The organism is Shewanella sp. GD04112, from assembly GCF_029835735.1.
In the GTDB taxonomy this organism is placed as follows: Bacteria; Pseudomonadota; Gammaproteobacteria; order Enterobacterales; family Shewanellaceae; genus Shewanella.
The window spans coordinates 1,136,258-1,154,293 of sequence record NZ_JAOEAL010000001.1 but is presented as its reverse complement, the minus strand read 5'-3'; the positions used below and the strand labels follow the sequence as shown (position 1 = coordinate 1,154,293).

The following is an 18,036-nucleotide window of genomic DNA, read 5'->3' as shown; positions in this document are numbered from 1 at the left end:
GACTATGTTAAACACGAAATTTGATGAACTCATGGAGTTCCCCTGCGCCTTCCCCTTCAAAGTGGTTGGCGATGCCCACGAAGCCCTGACCGACAGAGTCGTTGCCGTAGTGCAAAGACACGCCCCAGGTGATTATTCACCTACGGTTAAGGCCTCAAGCAAAGGTAGCTACTACTCTGTGACCATCCGCGTCACAGTGACCAGCAAAGATCATATTGAGACTCTGTACACTGAGCTTGCCGGTATCGAAGGCGTACGCCGCGTACTATAAGTATTCCTCAAGGCCATGAAATGTGATCTGTCTTACATTTATGGTCAAGAGGCGTATAATAGCGCCACTCAATTCTAGGGGAGAGGTTGCCCTTGCAAGACACCACTTTGCATATTCGGCATCTGGGACAACAGGATTACGAGTCTGTGTGGCATGCGATGCAGCATTACACCGACACACGTAACAGCGATAGCCCAGACGAACTGTGGATCGTTGAACATCCACCCGTATTTACCCAAGGCCAAGCAGGTAAAAGCGAACATATTTTGAATCCGGGTGATATTCCCGTGATCCAAGTGGATCGTGGCGGCCAAGTGACTTACCACGGGCCGGGACAATTAGTTGTCTACCCTCTCCTCGATATTAAACGCAGCAAGATTGGCGTCCGTCAGCTCGTGACCCATATCGAGCAAAGCATTATCGATATGCTCGCCAAATACGATATCAATGCCTACGCCAAGGCCGATGCGCCGGGCGTGTATGTGGATCAGCGCAAAGTCGCCTCTTTAGGGCTTCGCATTCGTAAGGGCTGCTCCTTCCACGGCTTAGCATTGAATGTCGATATGGATCTAGCGCCGTTTCGCCGTATTAACCCCTGCGGTTATGCTGGGCTTGAAATGGTGCAATGCAAGGAACTGGGCGGCCCACAAACCGTGATAGAAGCAGGCGACCAACTCATTATTACCCTTAGCCAACTATTGGGCTACCAACAACTAGTTCATCATCAAGGATTAGCAGCGTCATGAATAGGCCTGAACGTTTACAACCCGGAGTCAAATTAAGAGATGCCGATAAGGTCTCGCGCATTCCGGTTAAAATCGTGCCCTCTGAGCGCGAAACCATGTTACGCAAACCCGATTGGTTAAGGGTCAAACTGCCCGCTTCTAACCAACGCATTCTCGAGATCAAGCAAGCATTACGTTCGAACGGTCTGCACTCGGTCTGTGAAGAAGCTTCCTGCCCTAACTTGGCAGAATGCTTTAACCACGGCACCGCGACCTTTATGATTTTGGGCGCAATTTGTACTCGCCGCTGCCCATTCTGCGACGTAGCCCATGGCCGTCCATTGAAACCTGATGCAGAAGAGCCGGTCAAACTGGCGCAAACCATTCGCGATATGAAGCTGAAATACGTGGTCATCACCTCTGTTGACCGCGATGACCTGCGTGATGGCGGTGCCCAGCACTTTGCCGACTGTATCCGTGAGATCCGTAAACTCAATCCTGAAATTAAGATTGAGATCTTAGTGCCCGATTTCCGTGGTCGTATCGACGCCGCCCTCGACATTCTGTCGACCGAGCCGCCTGATGTGTTCAACCACAACCTCGAAACAGCGCCTATGCATTACCGCAAAGCGCGTCCGGGTGCGAACTATCAGTGGTCACTCGACCTACTGAAGCGCTTTAAAGAGCGTCACCCTAATGTGCCGACAAAATCGGGACTGATGATGGGTCTAGGTGAAACCAACGAAGAAATCGCTCAAGTGCTGCGTGACCTACGTGAGCACAAGGTCGAAATGTTGACCTTAGGCCAATATCTGCAACCGTCTAAGTTCCACCTGCCGGTTGAGCGTTACGTGTCACCAGCCGAGTTCGATGAGCTTAAAGTCCTTGCCGATGAGCTTGGCTTTACTCACGCCGCCTGTGGTCCATTAGTGCGTTCAAGCTACCATGCAGACCTGCAAGCTCAAGGTAAAGAAGTAAAGTAATCTTCGCTTGGAATAAAGTAAAAAAACCAGCCCATAAATAGGGCTGGTTTTAGTCTCGAGATATTATTTCTTCACGGGAGTCGGTTGTGGTAATTGATATTTACCGTCGATCACATCCTGCTTAGGGCGATATACCCGCATACCTAAATACCAATTATCCGAAGGTGTATCTAATAGATTATCCACATTGCCACAGGTTTCCTTAGAGCCGAAATGCAAAGTGAAGGTCCCATCGGCATTAAACTTAATACTGCGGTCATTCAGATTTGACTGTCCTTCATGCAAGTATTTATCTGCACCATACATAGTGAAGGAGAAGAATCCTAACTTATTAAACCCCGGAACCTGATAAGTGGCCGAATAACAAATATTCTTTGATAACCCATAGTCACGATAAAGGTACATAGCATCCTGCGGCGGTAATAATCCCAATGCGACGGAAACACCCATTTTCTGTTTTTCAGGATCTAAAGTGCCATGGGCGCCAGAGGTTTCATTAAAATTGGGCAACTTGGCCGCTTTCTCTTGATATTCGGTGCGTATACTATCCACACTCTTTAAATCCCATTCCCGCGGATGATACTCTTTAACCTCAACGCCTTTTGGAAAAGTGACCTTAATTTGATCTTGTAGCGTATTCACATACTTAATGTCGTTGGGATCTTTAGTATCCACTTGAGTACGCACCACAATCGCTACAAATTCGGTCTGAGATTTAATTTCATGATCACCCGCGCCGTAAAATACTTGGTCAATATAATGATCACTTTGGAGGATCATGGCCGATTGATATCGATGATCTTTGGATTCGGGCAAGGTGATCACTGTTCCCTTTGGCACATAGAAAATCCCGAACGAATACACTGTATCGCGATTCATCGTCACAGCGGGTTGTTGGTCAAGCGCAATTAAATTACGGTCATGTCTAAACTTATTGGCCCCTGCAGTTTTATATATATTGGCAAAGGAAATATCGACTTCTGCTTCAACATAATTATCTGTTGTCACTGGGATCACTTGATTGTCGTTCGCCTGTACAGAGGTAACACCTAATACTGCTGACACTACTAACAAAGATATCGCGGTTTTCTTTAACATCGTTCGTTTCTCCATTCACACAAATAGATTTAGCATCTAGGTCCATGGCAATCCAAGTTAATACTAGTCGAGCCAAAAACCAAGCGCATCGTCAATAAGTGATATAATAGACAGCACATTAGGAATTCGAGGATATTCATCCTTGAATTAAATTCAATTTGTGGATACTACTGATGCGTCTCGATCTTGATTTCAATCTGCTTAAAACCTTAGTCGTCTTAGCGGACAAGAAAAGCTTGAAAAAGGCCGGAGTCACTTTGGGTTTAACCGACAGCGCCGTCAGTAAACAACTCGCTCGTCTCAGGGAACAGTTAAACGACGAGTTATTTATTCGACTCGCAGGGCAATTTGAACCCACCAGTTATACTCTATCCATTCTACCTAAACTCAAATTAGCGCTCACAGATCTCGAAGAGGCGATTCAGCCCAATCAGTTCGATCCCCTAAGCTATGCCGATCCCATTCATATTGCGCTACCGGATCTGGTGATGGAAAGATTTGGCTTAGCGTTATACCAATCGTTGCAGCAACAGCTACCACAGGCCAGCATCACTCTTCATGCGTGGGGAGATGAAACGGAAAATAAACTGGTGTCAGGGCAGATGACTCTAGGAGTGCATTTACTCACAGGGACAAGACTTGCGGGCATTTATCAAAAGAAAATATGTGACGATCAACTCACCATTGCGATAGCGGCGCAGTACGCCGAATATCAATGGAGCCAAGTCAAAAAATGGCCTTTTATCAAGCAACGAGCCATTGGTTGGAATGAGCAAAAATTTCAATTTATCGAGCACTTACAGCAAGCCAAGATAGATTTAAATTATGCCCATGAGATCGATACCGCCTCATTTGCATTAAAGCTTATGAACAATCAAAAAGTCGCGAATGTATTACCACTACGGTTGCAAGGCACGGAATTTGTGCAAGTGAAGGGGGCTGAATTTGTAAATTATCCCGTCGCTTGGGCACTCAATACCCGAGTCACAGACAGGCACTCACCGCTTAACCAATATCTGCTCCAGCTGATAACACAGCTCTTTATCACAAATCCAAAAACCTAAATGGTCAAAGCCTTGGAACGTTCGATTTGAGGACTTCTGTGACATTACTCCAAAGTAATTAAATACTTAAATATTGCTGTCGATTGTGAATAAACACTCATGTTATATAGTCAGATCCATCAAAATCGCATCTTCTTTGCCTTCAGCCAATGGGTAATAGCCCTTGCGACGGCCTGTTTCGACAAAGCCCCGCTTTTGATAAAGTGCGCGCGCGGCAAGGTTTGATTCGCGAACCTCCAGCATCAGCACCACGGCCTTGGTAGCCTTAGCGCCGTCGATAACCGCCGTGAGTAGCAGATGCCCATAACCTCGCCCTTGTTGCGCTGGCGACAAACAAATATCCAGCAGTGTTGCCTCATCAACAATCTGCTGCACAATCGCAAAGCCGAGTAACTCGCCATCGCGTTGCATTAATCCAAGGACGCGGTACAAGTGGCCAAAACAGTCGGCAAGATTATTCTCACTCATAGGATGGGAATGGGCGCTCGCTTCAATGCGCGCCATTTGGCTTACATCCGTTGGCGTCAGGAGCACAATTTGCAACGATTCACTCAGGGTTTTAAGGACTTGATGACTCACGGGAAAATCCAAATTAAAAGGTAACTCACGATAATGTATACAGGGCGACCAATAGAGACTTAAGCCGTTAATTGCTGCTCACGCCACTGGCAGATCTGGGCCCATAAGGCACGCTTTGCCTCACTGCGTGACAGCAAGTCCGCTAAAGGATCTGACACTAACCAAGCTACTCTGGGCCTAACCCTATTGCGGCGTAAATCCCAGACTATGGTTTTGCCCTTATGCGGCTCAGTGTTGAACTCACAGTCGTCCTTACTGATGCCGATTAATCCGAGCACGGTTTCGAGTAAAGGCTCGGCGGCGGGCGTCATCTCGTCTGCATCCCAAACCACTTGATAAGGTCGCACTTTAGTATCGCGAAGCTGCCAGGGAGTAATCTCCATTGCGGCTAAATAGGCTGATTTATTCATGGGGTGATTGGGGTTTCATTCGGCTCTAACACAAGTACAAGGATACCAGCTAAATAGACCGAATGTTATTGTCACGACGCAGGTCTCCATGCAAATCCATCCCAAAATCCCAATTAGGCTGTAAAGATTAATCTATAAATTCGATTTATAGAATCTATTTTAACCGCTTTAGATGTTTAGCTCATTTGATAAGCTATCCCCATTGAGTAGGACAATAGGAGGAATTTCCATGATTAACATCGGCATCAACCAGAGTCACAGAGAAGAAATCGCCGCTGGGTTAAATCAGTTATTGGCCGACAGCTACAGCCTTTACCTTAAGACCCACAGCTTCCACTGGAACGTCACAGGCCCCATGTTCACTAGCTTGCACTTATTGTTTGAACAGCAATATACCGAGCTTGCCTTAGCGGTCGATTTAATCGCCGAGCGAGTGCGCGCATTAGGCGCAAGGGCATTAGGTTCCTATTCGGCCTATGCCAAGTTGACCGAAATCCGTGAAGATCAAGGTGTCACTAAAGCAGAAACCATGATCCGTGAACTGTTAAGCGACCAAGAAGTGGTGATTCGAAACGCTCGAGCGCTCTATCCCTTGGTTAGCCAAGCCAACGATGAAGCAACGGCAGATTTACTCACCCAGCGCATCCAACTCCATGAGAAAAATGCGTGGATGTTACGTAGCTTATTAAGCGAATAACCCTTTCATCATCCCAAGCCAAATGGCCGAGCAGTCACGCGCTCGGCCATTTTTATTAGGCATTTATCGGTACTAAAGCCAATTTAGAGATACTTAAGCCAAGCCTGCTGACTCTGTCCTTTGTAACGGCTAAACCAACGCACGGGGTAATAGAGTAAGGGGATCAAGACTAAGCTTATCAGCCATACCCACCCCATATGTGCTACGCCAAACAGCTCGCCATGGTTTGCGCCAAATCCCCATTTAGCCAGCGAATACAGCAACAGCAGCACATATAAGTGCAAGATATAGAAGAACATAGGCACTGAGCCAAACACTGCTAACCTCTGTCCTACCCAACCTAATACACTGCCTGCGGCAAAATAGCGCTCAAACAGCACTAAGCTATAGAACATTCCGCCCAAGGTCACCAACAAAAAGCTCAGTGATGGCGGATACTTAGTGAGGTTAAATACCGACATTAGGGTTTGGCCTAGAGTATCGCCAAACTGCCAAGGTAGCGTCTCGCCGTAGAGATTGAATCCGCGCAGCAAGCCAAACAGCAGAGCGCAGCCAAGCCCTAGCAATATCAATTTTTGCTGACGCTGCCACGCATCACTCCCTCGGCCAAAGACGGGGCCTGCCACATAGCCCAATAAAATCACGCCAATCCAAGGTAGCGCTGGGTAACTTATCTTCAGTTTAAGCTCGCCCTCGACAATCAAATAACCTCGGTCGTGCAATATGGTCCATAGACTATAGCCCCACTCATCTGGCGTAAAATGAATAGGCGACAATAGGTTATGGCCAAAGACAATCAATAGCCCGAGTAATGCCATCCACAGCCTTGGGAGGTTGATAAGTGCCGCCAGAGCCAACATGCTCAGCCCTATCACCCAAATCACCTGCAACCACAGGGTGTGATAATTGCCCATCCATGAGAAATTAATCACCAGCACCTCGAGGGCGATTAAGAATAGCCCGCGCTTGATTAAAAACTCACGCGCAGAGCGCGGTTCGCCATAACCACGATTGGCATAAAGCCAAGCCGATACCCCAGTTAAAAAGACGAAGACCGGCGCACAAAAGTGCGCCGCAAAACGGCTGACAAACAGCGCCCAGTTGGTAGTGCTTAAATCCATAGGATCGCTCACCTGCATATGCAGGAAAAACCGCTCCCGCACATGGTCGAGCAACATAATCAGCATCACTAAGCCGCGCTTCATGTCGATGCTATTGATCCGCTGACGCCCTTGCAGCTGAGGCTTATCAGGCGAAGCGGCGGGTGTCACTGTGGCATTAGAATTCATAGCTGACACTCACTTTAACGTTACGTGGCTCACCCGGCACAGCCCACAGCGCCGAATAACTGCTGGCGATATAGTGCTCATCCAGCAGGTTATCGACATTGAGCGCAAGACTGAGGTTTTCACCAAGCCGAGTTGTGAAGAACATTCCAAGCAGCTGATAACTCGGTAATTGAAAACTCGGATCGGCCGAATCGCCCAAGCGTGAGTCCACATAACGCCAACTCAGCCCTAAATGACCGTCGATAGATAGATCATTTAAGTCCTGTTTGAGAATGATACTGCCCGTGTGTTTTGGCACATTGACCAGTGGACTGCCCGCCGGAATTAACACGCCCCAATCTAGATTCAGACTGTCGTTCGCCGTGCGGGTATTCAGGTAGGCATAGGACAAGGTCGCTTGTAAGCTCTCGGTCAACTCGGCCGCGACATCCAATTCAATCCCCGTGCTCTTGGCTTCACCAAGGGTCGCCGAAAAGCCGACATTGACGGGATCTGAGGTCAAGATATTGCTCTTTTGCGCATCAAACCAAGCCACACTGCCATTGACGGGAAGCTCAAACCAAGTGCTATTGAACTTAACCCCCAACTCGACGGATTTGCTCTCCTCTGGCTCGAAGGGATTACCCGCATAATCAGTGCCTGAAAGCGGTAAAAATCCTTCCGAATAGGAGCCATAGACACTTAACGCCTCAGACCATTGATACACTAATCCGACTTTCGGGCTGACTCTGTGGTCGTTTTGTTCCGACAGACTCGCGTTCACCTGCTCTGAGATTTCTTGGGAATAACGGTCAAACCTTAACCCTAAATGCAGTTTCCAGTGCTCAGTTAACTCCAATTGATCCTGTAAATAGGCACCCCAAGCATCTTGAGTCTCTCGGTTTTCATACAACAGACTCACCTCAGGCTGAGCAGCGCCATATTGGGGGGTAAAAATATCGATAGCATAGGCGCCCTTCTGGCCTCGATAACGGTAAAGCCCTGTTTTCAGTCGATAATGATAGGCATCTGTCCCGAGCAGCAGATTGTGCCTTATGCTGCCAGTATTAAACTGACCGCTGAGTTCAGCCCGCACTGAATGGTCTTCAGAAGCGTAATCTCGATAGCGATGCTGACGCGTCAGAGTACGGCCATCGTCATATAAGGATTGACGTCCCTTTGCTAATTCGGCATCCGATGAGTAGCCATTTAAACTCGAATCGCGATAGTTATAACCCGCGGTAAGCGACCAATCCTCATTCAATTCATACTCATAGGTAAACTGATGCCCAGTCGCATCCACTTTTGTTGGCCCATCATTGGGCTCACCCAAGTAACGCCAACGGGGCACGGTATTAAAGTCGTTATTGAGCACCACTACGCCACGGTCAAATAACTGTTCTTGCTTAAGATATTCAACCTCATACAGGAGCGATGACTTATCCGACAGTTGCCAGCGCAGCGATGGTGTGACGATTTTTTTATCACTAAACACATAATCGCGAAAACTGTCATGCTCCTGCCAAGCACCATTGATCCTAAAGGCTAAGGTATCGGTCAGCCCCGAGGTAAAATCCCCTTCTAACCGATATTGATCGAAACTCCCCGCGGACGCTTTTAAATAGCCCTGCGCCTCGTACTGCGGCTTTTTAGTCACAATATTTACAGTGCCGCCGGGCTCCGAGCGTCCATAAAGCGCCGAGCCCGGGCCTTTGAGAATTTCCACATAGGCCACGTTCGATAGGTCTCTGTGGCCGCTAAAACCTCGGCCACCATTAAAACCATTGATTAAATAGCCCGATGGCATGTTTTCATTCCCAGGAAAGCCCCGTAACGAAAAACTATCCCATAACCCACCACCGTTGTTTTGCCGCGCGACACTGGCGGAATAATCCAATAAGTCTTGAAAACGCGTCAGCCCAGTATCTTTAATCAGTTGCTCATCCAGCACAGTAATTGCCTGGGGCAACTCAGTCGCCGGCACATTGCCGCGGTATGCCTGGCGATAATGAATGCTTAAACGTTCGATATCCTCATTAAGTCCAGCGGTATCAGTTGGCACAGCCTCGGCGGCCAATAGGGGAACACTCGCATCCAACGCCAATAACGCTACGCCCAGCACGAATGCCGAGCGCTTTTGAATGACATAAGTAGCCATTTTTACTCCAAAAATAAACAGCATCGGGCACCTTAGTTAAGCCAAGGCGCTCGAAAAATAAGAGAAATAGATAAAAAGCAGGAGTTAGGCTATTAGCGGCGGCGCGCGGCTATGGAAGTGGCGCCTAAATGGCGTCTTAAAGGAAATAACATCAAACTCAACCGAGATAACGCCCTGTTGAGTAACTTGAAAATCTAGCGGAGAGTATGAGATGGCATGCTGCAATTGGTGCTGATGCAAACACAGCGCGCAATGGGCTTTGGTATCATCATTGAGGTGGGAAACACTGTGCACCGCAAACGCAACAGACAGCAACACTAAGATGGCTGCAAGCCATAGTGCCAATCTGCGCCTTGTTTGCATCACAGAGCTCAAACCATACATCCTCAAACCAAAGGGCTTGCGATTGTATGTTAGACCCTACGAAAGTTGCAAATACCTTTACTTAACAAATGTAAGCAAATACGCAGGGGAAATTTTATCGCGCGCAAAATAAAACGGCTCGCATATTTCTATGCAAGCCGTTGTTTTATTTGGCAGGGGTGGCAGGACTCGAACCCGCAACCATCGGTTTTGGAGACCGCTGTTCTACCAATTGGAACTACACCCCTGTTGACGTGGGGCATTATGCTAAAAGCACTCTAAAAGGTAAAGGACTTTTTATAACAAACTTAATTAACTGAGGAATTTTCAAACAAGTTTGCCATCTACTGTTGATTTAATTGGCATAAAGCTGAAAAAGTCGGCATTTACGCTTAGTACTGTATGTGCAAAACCCAATTACTACGGAGTAAATACTGAAGTTTGATGCATTATTTATTGCCTCTCCCAACAAAAGAGTCGTGAAAATGCCTTAAAAGATAAATTAAAGCGCAGCGTGTACCACGCACTCGCGACCCAATCCCATCACGTATGGTTAATCATCAAGGGTTGAGATAAAAATCCGCCGTAAATCATTGTCCCAAAGCTGGATAATTTTGCGGGTCTTATCCTTATTCCAAAAACACTTACCAAACAGGATAAGCCCTGCGCCTTCTAAATCCCGTTTATCTTCGATATTAAAGCGCTTAAACAGTTTAGTTTTGACGGCCTCGATAGGAATACCTATGTCTTTACTGTCGGCGGGGTTAAGCCAAGATAAGGTCGGATCACTATGGGAGATAGTGCCCCAGTACATATGGGGTTTGTTATCCGTCGGATCCGCATCGGCGAAATTTACAAACAGATTCTTCGCCCGCCAGCGATACTTGCGCTCATCATCGGTGTAAACCCAAAGCTCGGAAGTCGCCAGATCCGAGCCACGCAGCAGGCTATGGAGTAACTTTTCTAGCCCTTGGCTCGGAGTACGCTTTGCCGTGATGGCTATCTCGGGCTTATCGGTCGTCACCTGATAGCCAGCTTTGGGCTCCTGCACTGACTCTAATGGCTCGGTATCATTTGCAGTTGTACTTTTGGCTCCAACCTCTTGCTCTTGGAGAGCCTTGACGTTGAGCGCTGAGTCAGATTGTCTCTTATTGGTGGAATTAAGCGAAAAATCGATCACCAAGGCATCGGCGTCGAGCAGTTGTTGCTGCACTTCAAGGGCATCTTGTTCTTCACGGGACTTTTGCGCCGACGGATTAAATTCGATGCAATCGAGTTCATGGTAACGGGAGCCAAAACAGGCGGCCCTACCATCCTTAGATGCTTTACGAAAATAGGCTTTGCCGTAGCAGGCGGGGCAATATAAATGTTGGCGCAAACGCTCAATCTCAGCCTCGGGTAACTGCTGAAACTTGAACACACTGTAGGTGACACCAGCCTGAGCATTAGGGTTGAGTCGTAGTGGCGACGAAGCGTGCTCTGCCGCAGTCTCGGTTGTGAGTACACAAATAGCATCCAACATCGCTCGTCCCCCTAATCCTTATCTTCGCGACCTTTATCTTAAGTCTTAAGCCGGATGAAAATAGCTTGCTAGTCGCGCGGCTAAACTCGGCGGCAATAAGGGTTTATTACCGACAGTCGTTTTGCCATAAAAACCTTGTAGCTTGTCGATTAACTGCCAAAAACAGAGGTTCGCCGCCAATGCATCGAGGGCGGCGTACTGAATTTGCGCTTGGGATAAAGGTACCTGTTGCCAATTCGAGAGGGTAATTTTTTTAGGTTTATCGATGCGTTTATGCAGTAATGCCGCCACCAATTGCCGCGTGCCCATTTCCTTCCCGGCGCCGAGCTGCGCCATCGCCCAATTCAAATCGAGTCGAGGGAAAACCTGAATATCCCAATCCCGTTTCAGCGCTTGGCCATCGCCCCTTAATCCAATCCCCACTTTGAGGATCTGTTCATTTTCGAGTAAAGGTTTAAGCTCAGCAAGCCTCTCACCCAATACCGCCCGCTGAAATAAATAGCAGGTATCTGAGGTCGCCAATTGCACTAAGCTCAAGGGATGTTGAACACCCGGCTCAAAGCTTGCCCGCGTTTCAGTATCAAACCCCAGCACGGATTCACGGCTAAGTTGTTGTAGTGCGGAGGCAAGCGTATCGGGCGTGACTAACTCAACCCGCATTTCGCCCTTTATATCCACCAGCGACAGTGGTTCGAGGTTTGCCAGCTCTGCATCGGTTAATCGCGTCGTTAGGGCGAGTTTTTGCTGAAACCATTGGAACTTAAGTTGCGAATCGGCTGCCGATAAGTCCCCCGCTTGTGACTCGGCTAACCCTGCAAGATATTGACTCCCAGCAGCATCCATCGCCGCGATAAGCTCGTCGGCATGTTCGCCTAATTCCTGACGCAGCCAAGCCAACTTATTGGGAGAAAGGCAATAACGCATTAATTGCATACTTCGTCCTTGAGCGTTGAAATAATCGCCGCGAGCATCTTAGCACTCGCGCAACTCGGGTTAGCTGACTCTATAATGGTCAGCAATAAAGGAGCAAAAACGCATCAGTTACGTAGCTTTTGGAATCCAGTCATCAGCAGTACCGCCACCGCGCCCGCCGCAATGCCAAAGAGCGCGTTAAGAATGCTCGGCGTCAGTAACCCAAGCACTGGGCCGACAACGGCAATGGTTTCCACAAATTGCTCGGCATGGTGGATTTGCTCGCCGACCCAATGTAATCCATGGGTTAGAATGCCGCCGCCCACCATAAACATGGCAGCAGTACCAATAATGGTTAAGCCCTTCATCAACACGGGGGCCGCGCTCAGTAAGCCAAAACCCAACTGACGATTAAAGCGAGTAAAACTCGACTCGCCCTGACGCTGGCTCAGATACAGACCCGCATCGTCCATTTTGACAATCGCCGCCACCAAACCATAAACGCCTATGGTCATCACAATACCGATAATGGCGAGGGTAAAAAATTGCGTCGTCAGCGACTTATCCGCGACTATGCCTAAAGTGATGGCAATAATTTCTGCCGACAACACAAAGTCGGTGCGAATTGCGCCCTTCACCTTTTCCTTCTCATAGGCCGCCAGATCGCTTATCTCGGGTAAGTCAGATTCGGCCTGCTCCGCGTGTTTGTCTTTGCGATGGCTATAGCTGTGGTGTAATTTCTCAAAGCCTTCAAAACATAAAAACAAGCCGCCGAACATCAATAAGGGCGTCACAGCCCAAGGAATAAAGGCGCTGATCAACATGGCCGCCGGCACTAAAATCAATTTATTGCGAAACGAACCTAAGGCGACCGCCCAGACCACGGGTAATTCACGGTCAGCACTCACGCCTGTCACTTGCTGGGCGTTTAAGGCCAAATCGTCCCCTAAAACCCCGGCGGTTTTCTTGGCCGCGACCTTACTCATCACCGCCACGTCATCCAAAATGGATGCAATATCGTCGAGTAAGGTTAATAAACTCGCCCCTGCCATACATGCTCCCTTAAACAAATAATGCTGTTTTTATCAATTCTGCTTTTGCCATAGTAACTTAGTTAGATTAAGTCCGCCTAGCGAATCGTCAATAGCGAAATGGGCTTTATCTTAGGCACATCACTTATTTTAACGAGTTCGCTTAGCGATTAAATCCTTAAGCACGTTAAGCCGAACACTGCATAAGATCACCGCCCAAGATCACAGCTACAGTGCAATAGCACCACACACTTTGATGGAAAAGAGTATACTAAGCCCAGAATTTTTACTCATTTGCCATTACAGGATGTCAACATGACTCAAGATGAAATGAAAAAAGCCGCTGGCTGGGCTGCTCTCAAATACGTTGAGAAAGACAGCATTGTGGGTGTAGGCACAGGCTCAACCGTCAATCACTTTATCGATGCTCTCGCCACCATGAAGGCCGATATTGAAGGTGCGGTATCAAGCTCTGAAGCCTCAACCCAAAAGATGAAAGCCCTTGGCATCCCAGTTTATGACTTAAACAGCGTCGATAAATTATCTGTGTATGTCGATGGAGCCGATGAAATCAACGGCCATATGGACATGATCAAAGGCGGCGGCGCGGCATTAACCCGCGAGAAAATCGTTGCAGCTGTGGCTGAAAAGTTTGTCTGTATCGTGGATAACACTAAACAAGTGGATATTTTAGGTGAATTCCCACTGCCCGTTGAAGTGATCCCAATGGCGCGCTCTTACGTGGCCCGTGAACTGGTCAAACTCGGTGGCGACCCAGTGTACCGTGAAGGCGTTGTCACTGATAACGGCAACGTGATCCTCGACGTTTACAACCTTAAGATCATCAATCCTAAGGAATTAGAAGAGAAGATCAATGCCATCGTCGGCGTAGTCACCAACGGTCTATTCGCGAAACGCGGCGCCGATGTGTTACTGGTTGGCACCCCTGAAGGCGTGAAAACCTTTACCGCTTAAGGCAAGGTGAGTCAAAAGACTCCAATGCGAGAAACAAAAATGCCAGTGCAACTGCACTGGCATTTTTTATTCCCCTAAAACGATGAAGCAATTACCACACTCGAGCCACTAAGCCCTTGAGGTAAAAACCTTCTGGGAAGGCGCTGCCAATAGGGTGATCGCTCGCCTGGCTTAAACGCTCGATAAATTGGATCTCACGCTTAGCATCCACTGCCGCATCGGCAACGATTTTTTGGAACAGATCCGCAGGCATTAATCCCGAGCAAGAGAAGGTCAACAGCACCCCGCCCGGATTTAATAATTGTAGTGCAATCATATTGATATCTTTATAGCCACGGCAGGCGCCATTGAGCTGCGACTTATTGTCGGCAAACTTTGGCGGGTCGAGTACGATCACATCGAAGGTTTTACCCTCATCACGGTACTGACGTAGTAACTTAAACACATCGGCTTCGTTGTAATGCACATTGTCATCATTTAAGCCATTGACTCGCATGTTTAAACGCGCAGTATCGAGGGCAAGCGCCGACACGTCGACGTTTTCAATGCTGGCCGCGCCCGCCTTAGCGGCGTACAGACCAAAGGTGCCCGTGTAGCAAAAACAGTTCAGAACCGATTTGCCCTTCACAAACCGCGCGGCCATGGCACGGTTGTCGCGCTGGTCGAGGTAAAACCCTGTCTTATGACCCTTAGTCACATCGACGGCAATCTTGATACCATTTTCTTCAATAATGACAGGCATTTCAGGCAGTGTGCCATGGAGCAATCCCATAGTAGAGGCTAAGCCTTCTTTCTTGCGGGAATCGACGTCAGAGCGCTCGTAAATCGCACTATCGGGATACAGCTCGGCGAGCACATCGACAATAGTGTCGCGCCATACATCGGCGCCCATGCTCAGCAATTGGCAGACCAACACATTGGCGTATTTATCAATGGTAATACCGGGCAAACCATCGGACTCGGCGGCAATTAAGCGGTAACCGGTTAAGCCTTGCTCACGAATCAGATCGTCGCGTCCCGCTTGGGCACGCAGAATACGGCGCTTAAAAAACTCACGGTCGATTTCTTCTTCGCGGTCAAAAGTCCAAATCCGCACTTGGATTTGAGACTCTGGAGACCAGGCACCACGGCCCAGCCAGTGGCCATCATGGGCAACCACATCGACGGTCTCGCCCGCTTCAGGTTTACCTTTAACGTTGTGGATCCCGTTGGAAAAGACCCAAGGATGACGACGCTCAAGGGACTTTTCGCGACCGGGTTTAAGTTTGATTCTGACTGCCATAGTACCGCCTTAAAAAAGTACCGCCTTGCTAAATTGAACCGCCACAACAAACTGCGTTAAGTTCGTCAGGCGCCGTCTTCAAAAATGGAAGCGGATAATATACCTAATATCGTTTGAGCGCGAGCCATCCACCGTAAACAACGCGCGTCAACCGTCAACAACGCGCGATAGTGCCGCGCTAAGTGATGGCGATCATAGCTTAGTTTTCGCCGTAAAACCCAGTTGTCACAGCCGATTTTTGGCAAGCCAGCGCGATTATCGATGAGATAAACAGCATTTCGCTGAAAGATATTCACCTCCCTTAGGGTCTTATTCCAGTAACAGGACTTAAGCAAAAGCTGCACAAGCAACTAGGCTTATTCCTGTATTTATCCATCCGCTTTATATACTGCCTATTGGTGCTGTCGTTATAAAAGCAAGCTAATCAACAAGATACTCATATCGTCAGATATGCAAAGGAAGAAACCATGAATAAGAAAGCCCAAACCGCACTTTCAGGTGCAGCACTTGCTATGGCCATGGCTGGTATGGCAAGCCAAGTGAATGCTGCAGAACCCATGACCAGCGCCGACAGTAGCGACCTCGTCCACTGTTATGGCGTGAATACCTGTAAAGGCCATAACGACTGTAAAACCGCAGACAATGCCTGCGCTGGCCACGCTAGCTGTAAAGGCAGTGGATTTGTGGCTATGCCATCCAAAAGTTGTGGCGATGTCGGCGGCAAAGTGGCCGATGATTGGGTCGGCAAAATCGCTAATACCGAGCTAGTGCACTGCTATGGCATTAATACCTGCAAAGGCCACAACGACTGCAAGACTGCAGACAATGCCTGCGCCGGACACGCCAGCTGTAAAGGCAGTGGTTTTGTAGCCACCCCAGCTAAAGCCTGTGGCGACTTAGGCGGTAAAGTCGGCGCCTAATACAAATAGGTGTTTATCGATAAAGAAGCGGTCGGAATCTGGGCCGCTTCAGCCACTCAGTCAACATAAGGTTTATACATGGATAAGCAGAGTCTCACTCACCCCACCCTAGGTTTTGGTTTAGGACTGCGAACCCAGCACTTCGATCATGTGCTTAAGCATCAGCCCGAGGTCGACTGGTTCGAGATACTCTCGGAAAACTTTATGGTCGCGGGCGGAAAACCCCGCTATTACCTGAGTGAGATAGCAGAGCGTTATCCGCTGGTGATGCACGGCGTCTCTTTATCCATCGGCAGTACAGACCCACTGAATATGGATTATCTTAAGACGCTAAAACAACTCGCCAATGAAGTGCAGCCCCAATGGATTTCGGATCATATTTGCTGGACTTCCATCCACGGCATCAATAGCCATGACTTACTGCCCCTACCCTACACCGAAGAAACCGTGAGACACGTGGCCGAGCGCATCGGCATAGTGCAGGACTTTTTAGGCCGCCGCATTCTGATGGAGAACGTCTCCAGCTATTTGTCCTACCAAGATTCGACCATGAATGAATGGCAATTTGTTAACGCAGTAGCCGAGGAGGCCGATTGCCTATTGCTATTAGATATCAACAACATCTATGTCAGCGCCCGTAACCATCAGTTTCCCCCAGAGGATTATCTGCTGCAAATCGCGACTAATCGGGTGCAACAATTTCACTTAGCGGGTCACTCGGATTACGGCGACTATGTTATCGACACCCATGATCACGATGTTTGCCCCAGTGTGTGGGAGCTGTATCGGCAGGCATTAACCCGCTTTGGTGGCGTCAGCACTATGATTGAGCGTGATGCCAATATCCCCGAATTTAATGCATTGGAAGCCGAATTGGCGATTGCTCGCAACGTCGCCCGCACCACGTTAGGCGAGTCACATCCACTGGTTTACAGACCGAGGCAGGAGACGGTGGCATGAGTCAGCTTCGCGAGATCCAAAAACAGTTTATGGATTATCTGCTGGCAAGTGCCGCCCAAACGCCGATAGCAGAAACTATAGAGAAATCCTTTAGCGACAAGGTTGCCGAACAAGGTGGCGTTGGCCGTGATATACGGATGCAGATTTACGCCAATGCCTATCGCATTCGCTTAACCGAAGTCCTCGATACCGACCATGAAATACTCGGTCTGTATTTAGGCGATGACTTATTCGCGCGGATGGCCAATGGCTATATCGCCCACCAGCCCTCACGTTTTACCTCGCTACGCCAATTTGCCGATGCCCTACCAGACTACTTAGCCAGCGACGCTTTTTTTAGTCAGTATCCGATTATCAGTGATATCGCCAGATTCGAGCGCCGATTACTCAACGCCTTCGATGCCAAGGATGAACAGCGCGCAAGTTTTGTGGCACTGCAATCCTTACCCGCCGACGCTTGGTCCTATTGCCAACTGCGTTTTCACCCTAGCGTGCAGCTATTTGAATGTGGCAGCAATGCGGTAGAAACTTGGCAAGCCTTAAAGCATCAACAAGTCCCGCCCGCGCCCGATTATCAAGGTAAACGCGCTTGGCTACTTTGGCGCGGCGAGAGTCGTTTAACGGAGTTTATCTCTCTCGCAGAATACCAATTAGCCTTGATTCAAGGATTTATTCACGGGGCCAATATTGCCGAGCAATGCGAATTGATGCTGAACTTTTTTGCGCCAGAAGAGGCCATGCAGCAGCTGTTGCAAGCACTGCAAGCTTGGTTTCAATTAGGCTTGATATTGAGTGTTCAGCCGAACAATTAAAGTTTG

Annotated in this window: 19 protein-coding genes and 1 tRNA gene; 9 read left to right on the top strand and 11 right to left on the bottom strand. The window is 48.5% G+C overall.

The genetic code is table 11. The annotated features are described in order from the left end of the window. Positions 1-4 precede the first annotated feature (4 nt). The 3 genes from ybeD to lipA all read left to right on the top strand — a co-directional run bounded on the left by ybeD (position 5) and on the right by lipA (position 1,979). Positions 5-271: a DUF493 family protein YbeD gene (ybeD, locus tag N7386_RS05050; protein ID WP_011621778.1), complete on the top strand. Its 267-nt coding sequence runs from the start codon at positions 5-7 to the stop codon at positions 269-271. Positions 272-363: 92 nt separating this feature from the next. Then, the gene (gene lipB / locus N7386_RS05045; protein ID WP_011716113.1) at positions 364-1,017 is read left to right on the top strand and encodes a lipoyl(octanoyl) transferase LipB; all 654 of its coding nucleotides are present in this window, start codon (positions 364-366) and stop codon (positions 1,015-1,017) included. After that, positions 1,014-1,979 carry a lipoyl synthase gene (gene lipA, locus N7386_RS05040; RefSeq protein WP_011621776.1) on the top strand — a complete coding sequence of 322 codons (966 nt, stop codon included), beginning with the start codon at positions 1,014-1,016 and terminating at the stop codon, positions 1,977-1,979. The genes lipB and lipA overlap by 4 nt, the downstream gene beginning before the upstream one ends. 63 nt (positions 1,980-2,042) lie before the next feature. Here lipA and N7386_RS05035 read toward each other — a convergent pair whose 3' ends face one another. Next, positions 2,043-3,077, bottom strand: coding sequence for a DUF1254 domain-containing protein (locus N7386_RS05035; protein WP_086903354.1), 1,035 nt, complete (start codon positions 3,075-3,077; stop codon positions 2,043-2,045). A gap of 173 nt (positions 3,078-3,250) precedes the next feature. Here N7386_RS05035 and N7386_RS05030 point away from each other — a divergent pair, with 173 nt between their 5' ends. After that, the gene (locus N7386_RS05030) at positions 3,251-4,141 is read left to right on the top strand and encodes a LysR family transcriptional regulator (RefSeq protein WP_086903355.1); all 891 of its coding nucleotides are present in this window, start codon (positions 3,251-3,253) and stop codon (positions 4,139-4,141) included. A gap of 102 nt (positions 4,142-4,243) precedes the next feature. Here the strand turns inward: N7386_RS05030 and rimI are convergent, their stop codons facing one another. Continuing rightward, the gene (gene rimI / locus N7386_RS05025; RefSeq protein WP_279770963.1) at positions 4,244-4,645 is read right to left on the bottom strand and encodes a ribosomal protein S18-alanine N-acetyltransferase; all 402 of its coding nucleotides are present in this window, start codon (positions 4,643-4,645) and stop codon (positions 4,244-4,246) included. Between the two features lie 134 nt (positions 4,646-4,779). Continuing rightward, positions 4,780-5,130, bottom strand: a complete 351-nt coding sequence (locus tag N7386_RS05020) for a DNA polymerase III subunit psi (protein WP_011716111.1) — start codon at positions 5,128-5,130, stop codon at positions 4,780-4,782. Between the two features lie 229 nt (positions 5,131-5,359). On the opposite strand from N7386_RS05020, the gene dpsA reads away from it, so the two are divergent. Beyond that, positions 5,360-5,827, top strand: coding sequence for a DNA starvation/stationary phase protection protein DpsA (gene dpsA, locus N7386_RS05015; protein WP_011621773.1), 468 nt, complete (start codon positions 5,360-5,362; stop codon positions 5,825-5,827). A gap of 83 nt (positions 5,828-5,910) precedes the next feature. Here dpsA and N7386_RS05010 read toward each other — a convergent pair whose 3' ends face one another. The 7 genes from N7386_RS05010 to N7386_RS04980 form a co-directional block, all read right to left on the bottom strand. Beyond that, the gene (locus tag N7386_RS05010; protein WP_086903357.1) at positions 5,911-7,116 is read right to left on the bottom strand and encodes a heparan-alpha-glucosaminide N-acetyltransferase domain-containing protein; all 1,206 of its coding nucleotides are present in this window, start codon (positions 7,114-7,116) and stop codon (positions 5,911-5,913) included. Beyond that, entirely contained in the window at positions 7,106-9,253 is a 2,148-nt protein-coding gene (locus tag N7386_RS05005) for a TonB-dependent siderophore receptor (protein WP_086903382.1), read from the bottom strand. Before N7386_RS05005 ends, N7386_RS05010 begins: the two co-directional genes overlap by 11 nt. An 84-nt stretch (positions 9,254-9,337) precedes the next feature. Next, on the bottom strand, positions 9,338-9,628 hold the full coding sequence (locus N7386_RS05000) for a DUF2946 domain-containing protein (RefSeq protein WP_176370320.1): 291 nt from the start codon (positions 9,626-9,628) through the stop codon (positions 9,338-9,340). A 159-nt stretch (positions 9,629-9,787) separates the two neighbouring features. Continuing rightward, positions 9,788-9,864, bottom strand: a tRNA-Trp gene (locus N7386_RS04995). A gap of 305 nt (positions 9,865-10,169) precedes the next feature. Next, positions 10,170-11,138 (bottom strand): hypothetical protein, encoded by a 969-nt coding sequence (locus N7386_RS04990; RefSeq protein ID WP_086903359.1) that lies wholly within the window; start codon positions 11,136-11,138, stop codon positions 10,170-10,172. Positions 11,139-11,183: 45 nt separating this feature from the next. Continuing rightward, positions 11,184-12,071 carry a 3'-5' exonuclease domain-containing protein 2 gene (locus N7386_RS04985; protein ID WP_279767254.1) on the bottom strand — a complete coding sequence of 296 codons (888 nt, stop codon included), beginning with the start codon at positions 12,069-12,071 and terminating at the stop codon, positions 11,184-11,186. Between the two features lie 104 nt (positions 12,072-12,175). Beyond that, entirely contained in the window at positions 12,176-13,102 is a 927-nt protein-coding gene (locus N7386_RS04980) for a DUF808 domain-containing protein (RefSeq protein ID WP_279767252.1), read from the bottom strand. A gap of 294 nt (positions 13,103-13,396) precedes the next feature. Here N7386_RS04980 and rpiA point away from each other — a divergent pair, with 294 nt between their 5' ends. Beyond that, complete coding sequence (gene rpiA / locus N7386_RS04975) at positions 13,397-14,056, top strand: ribose-5-phosphate isomerase RpiA (RefSeq protein ID WP_011621766.1); 660 nt, start codon at positions 13,397-13,399, stop codon at positions 14,054-14,056. A 91-nt stretch (positions 14,057-14,147) separates the two neighbouring features. Here the strand turns inward: rpiA and N7386_RS04970 are convergent, their stop codons facing one another. Further along, a complete protein-coding gene (locus tag N7386_RS04970; protein WP_279767249.1) occupies positions 14,148-15,338 on the bottom strand; it encodes a class I SAM-dependent methyltransferase in 1,191 nt (396 codons plus the stop codon). Positions 15,339-15,805: 467 nt separating this feature from the next. Between N7386_RS04970 and N7386_RS04965 the strand changes: the two genes are divergently transcribed. The 3 genes from N7386_RS04965 (at position 15,806) to N7386_RS04955 (ending at position 18,030) form a co-directional block, all read left to right on the top strand. After that, positions 15,806-16,258, top strand: coding sequence for a hypothetical protein (locus N7386_RS04965; RefSeq protein ID WP_011621764.1), 453 nt, complete (start codon positions 15,806-15,808; stop codon positions 16,256-16,258). A gap of 78 nt (positions 16,259-16,336) precedes the next feature. Then, entirely contained in the window at positions 16,337-17,218 is an 882-nt protein-coding gene (locus tag N7386_RS04960; RefSeq protein WP_279767247.1) for a DUF692 domain-containing protein, read from the top strand. Then, entirely contained in the window at positions 17,215-18,030 is an 816-nt protein-coding gene (locus tag N7386_RS04955; RefSeq protein WP_279767245.1) for a DNA-binding domain-containing protein, read from the top strand. Before N7386_RS04960 ends, N7386_RS04955 begins: the two co-directional genes overlap by 4 nt. The last annotated feature ends 6 nt before the right edge of the window (positions 18,031-18,036 follow it).

What these genes read in the sequence shown, in the direction of transcription:
- ybeD (WP_011621778.1), top strand. Translation starts at nt 5, where the DNA reads ATGTTAAACACGAAATTTGATGAACTCATGGAGTTCCCCTGCGCCTTC.
- lipA (WP_011621776.1), top strand. Translation starts at nt 1,014, where the DNA reads ATGAATAGGCCTGAACGTTTACAACCCGGAGTCAAATTAAGAGATGCC.
- N7386_RS05035 (WP_086903354.1), bottom strand. Translation starts at nt 3,077, where the DNA reads ATGTTAAAGAAAACCGCGATATCTTTGTTAGTAGTGTCAGCAGTATTA.
- N7386_RS05030 (WP_086903355.1), top strand. Translation starts at nt 3,251, where the DNA reads ATGCGTCTCGATCTTGATTTCAATCTGCTTAAAACCTTAGTCGTCTTA.
- rimI (WP_279770963.1), bottom strand. Translation starts at nt 4,645, where the DNA reads ATGGCGCGCATTGAAGCGAGCGCCCATTCCCATCCTATGAGTGAGAAT.
- N7386_RS05020 (WP_011716111.1), bottom strand. Translation starts at nt 5,130, where the DNA reads ATGAATAAATCAGCCTATTTAGCCGCAATGGAGATTACTCCCTGGCAG.
- dpsA (WP_011621773.1), top strand. Translation starts at nt 5,360, where the DNA reads ATGATTAACATCGGCATCAACCAGAGTCACAGAGAAGAAATCGCCGCT.
- N7386_RS05010 (WP_086903357.1), bottom strand. Translation starts at nt 7,116, where the DNA reads ATGAATTCTAATGCCACAGTGACACCCGCCGCTTCGCCTGATAAGCCT.
- N7386_RS05005 (WP_086903382.1), bottom strand. Translation starts at nt 9,253, where the DNA reads ATGGCTACTTATGTCATTCAAAAGCGCTCGGCATTCGTGCTGGGCGTA.
- N7386_RS04990 (WP_086903359.1), bottom strand. Translation starts at nt 11,138, where the DNA reads ATGTTGGATGCTATTTGTGTACTCACAACCGAGACTGCGGCAGAGCAC.
- N7386_RS04985 (WP_279767254.1), bottom strand. Translation starts at nt 12,071, where the DNA reads ATGCAATTAATGCGTTATTGCCTTTCTCCCAATAAGTTGGCTTGGCTG.
- N7386_RS04980 (WP_279767252.1), bottom strand. Translation starts at nt 13,102, where the DNA reads ATGGCAGGGGCGAGTTTATTAACCTTACTCGACGATATTGCATCCATT.
- rpiA (WP_011621766.1), top strand. Translation starts at nt 13,397, where the DNA reads ATGACTCAAGATGAAATGAAAAAAGCCGCTGGCTGGGCTGCTCTCAAA.
- N7386_RS04970 (WP_279767249.1), bottom strand. Translation starts at nt 15,338, where the DNA reads ATGGCAGTCAGAATCAAACTTAAACCCGGTCGCGAAAAGTCCCTTGAG.
- N7386_RS04965 (WP_011621764.1), top strand. Translation starts at nt 15,806, where the DNA reads ATGAATAAGAAAGCCCAAACCGCACTTTCAGGTGCAGCACTTGCTATG.
- N7386_RS04960 (WP_279767247.1), top strand. Translation starts at nt 16,337, where the DNA reads ATGGATAAGCAGAGTCTCACTCACCCCACCCTAGGTTTTGGTTTAGGA.
- N7386_RS04955 (WP_279767245.1), top strand. Translation starts at nt 17,215, where the DNA reads ATGAGTCAGCTTCGCGAGATCCAAAAACAGTTTATGGATTATCTGCTG.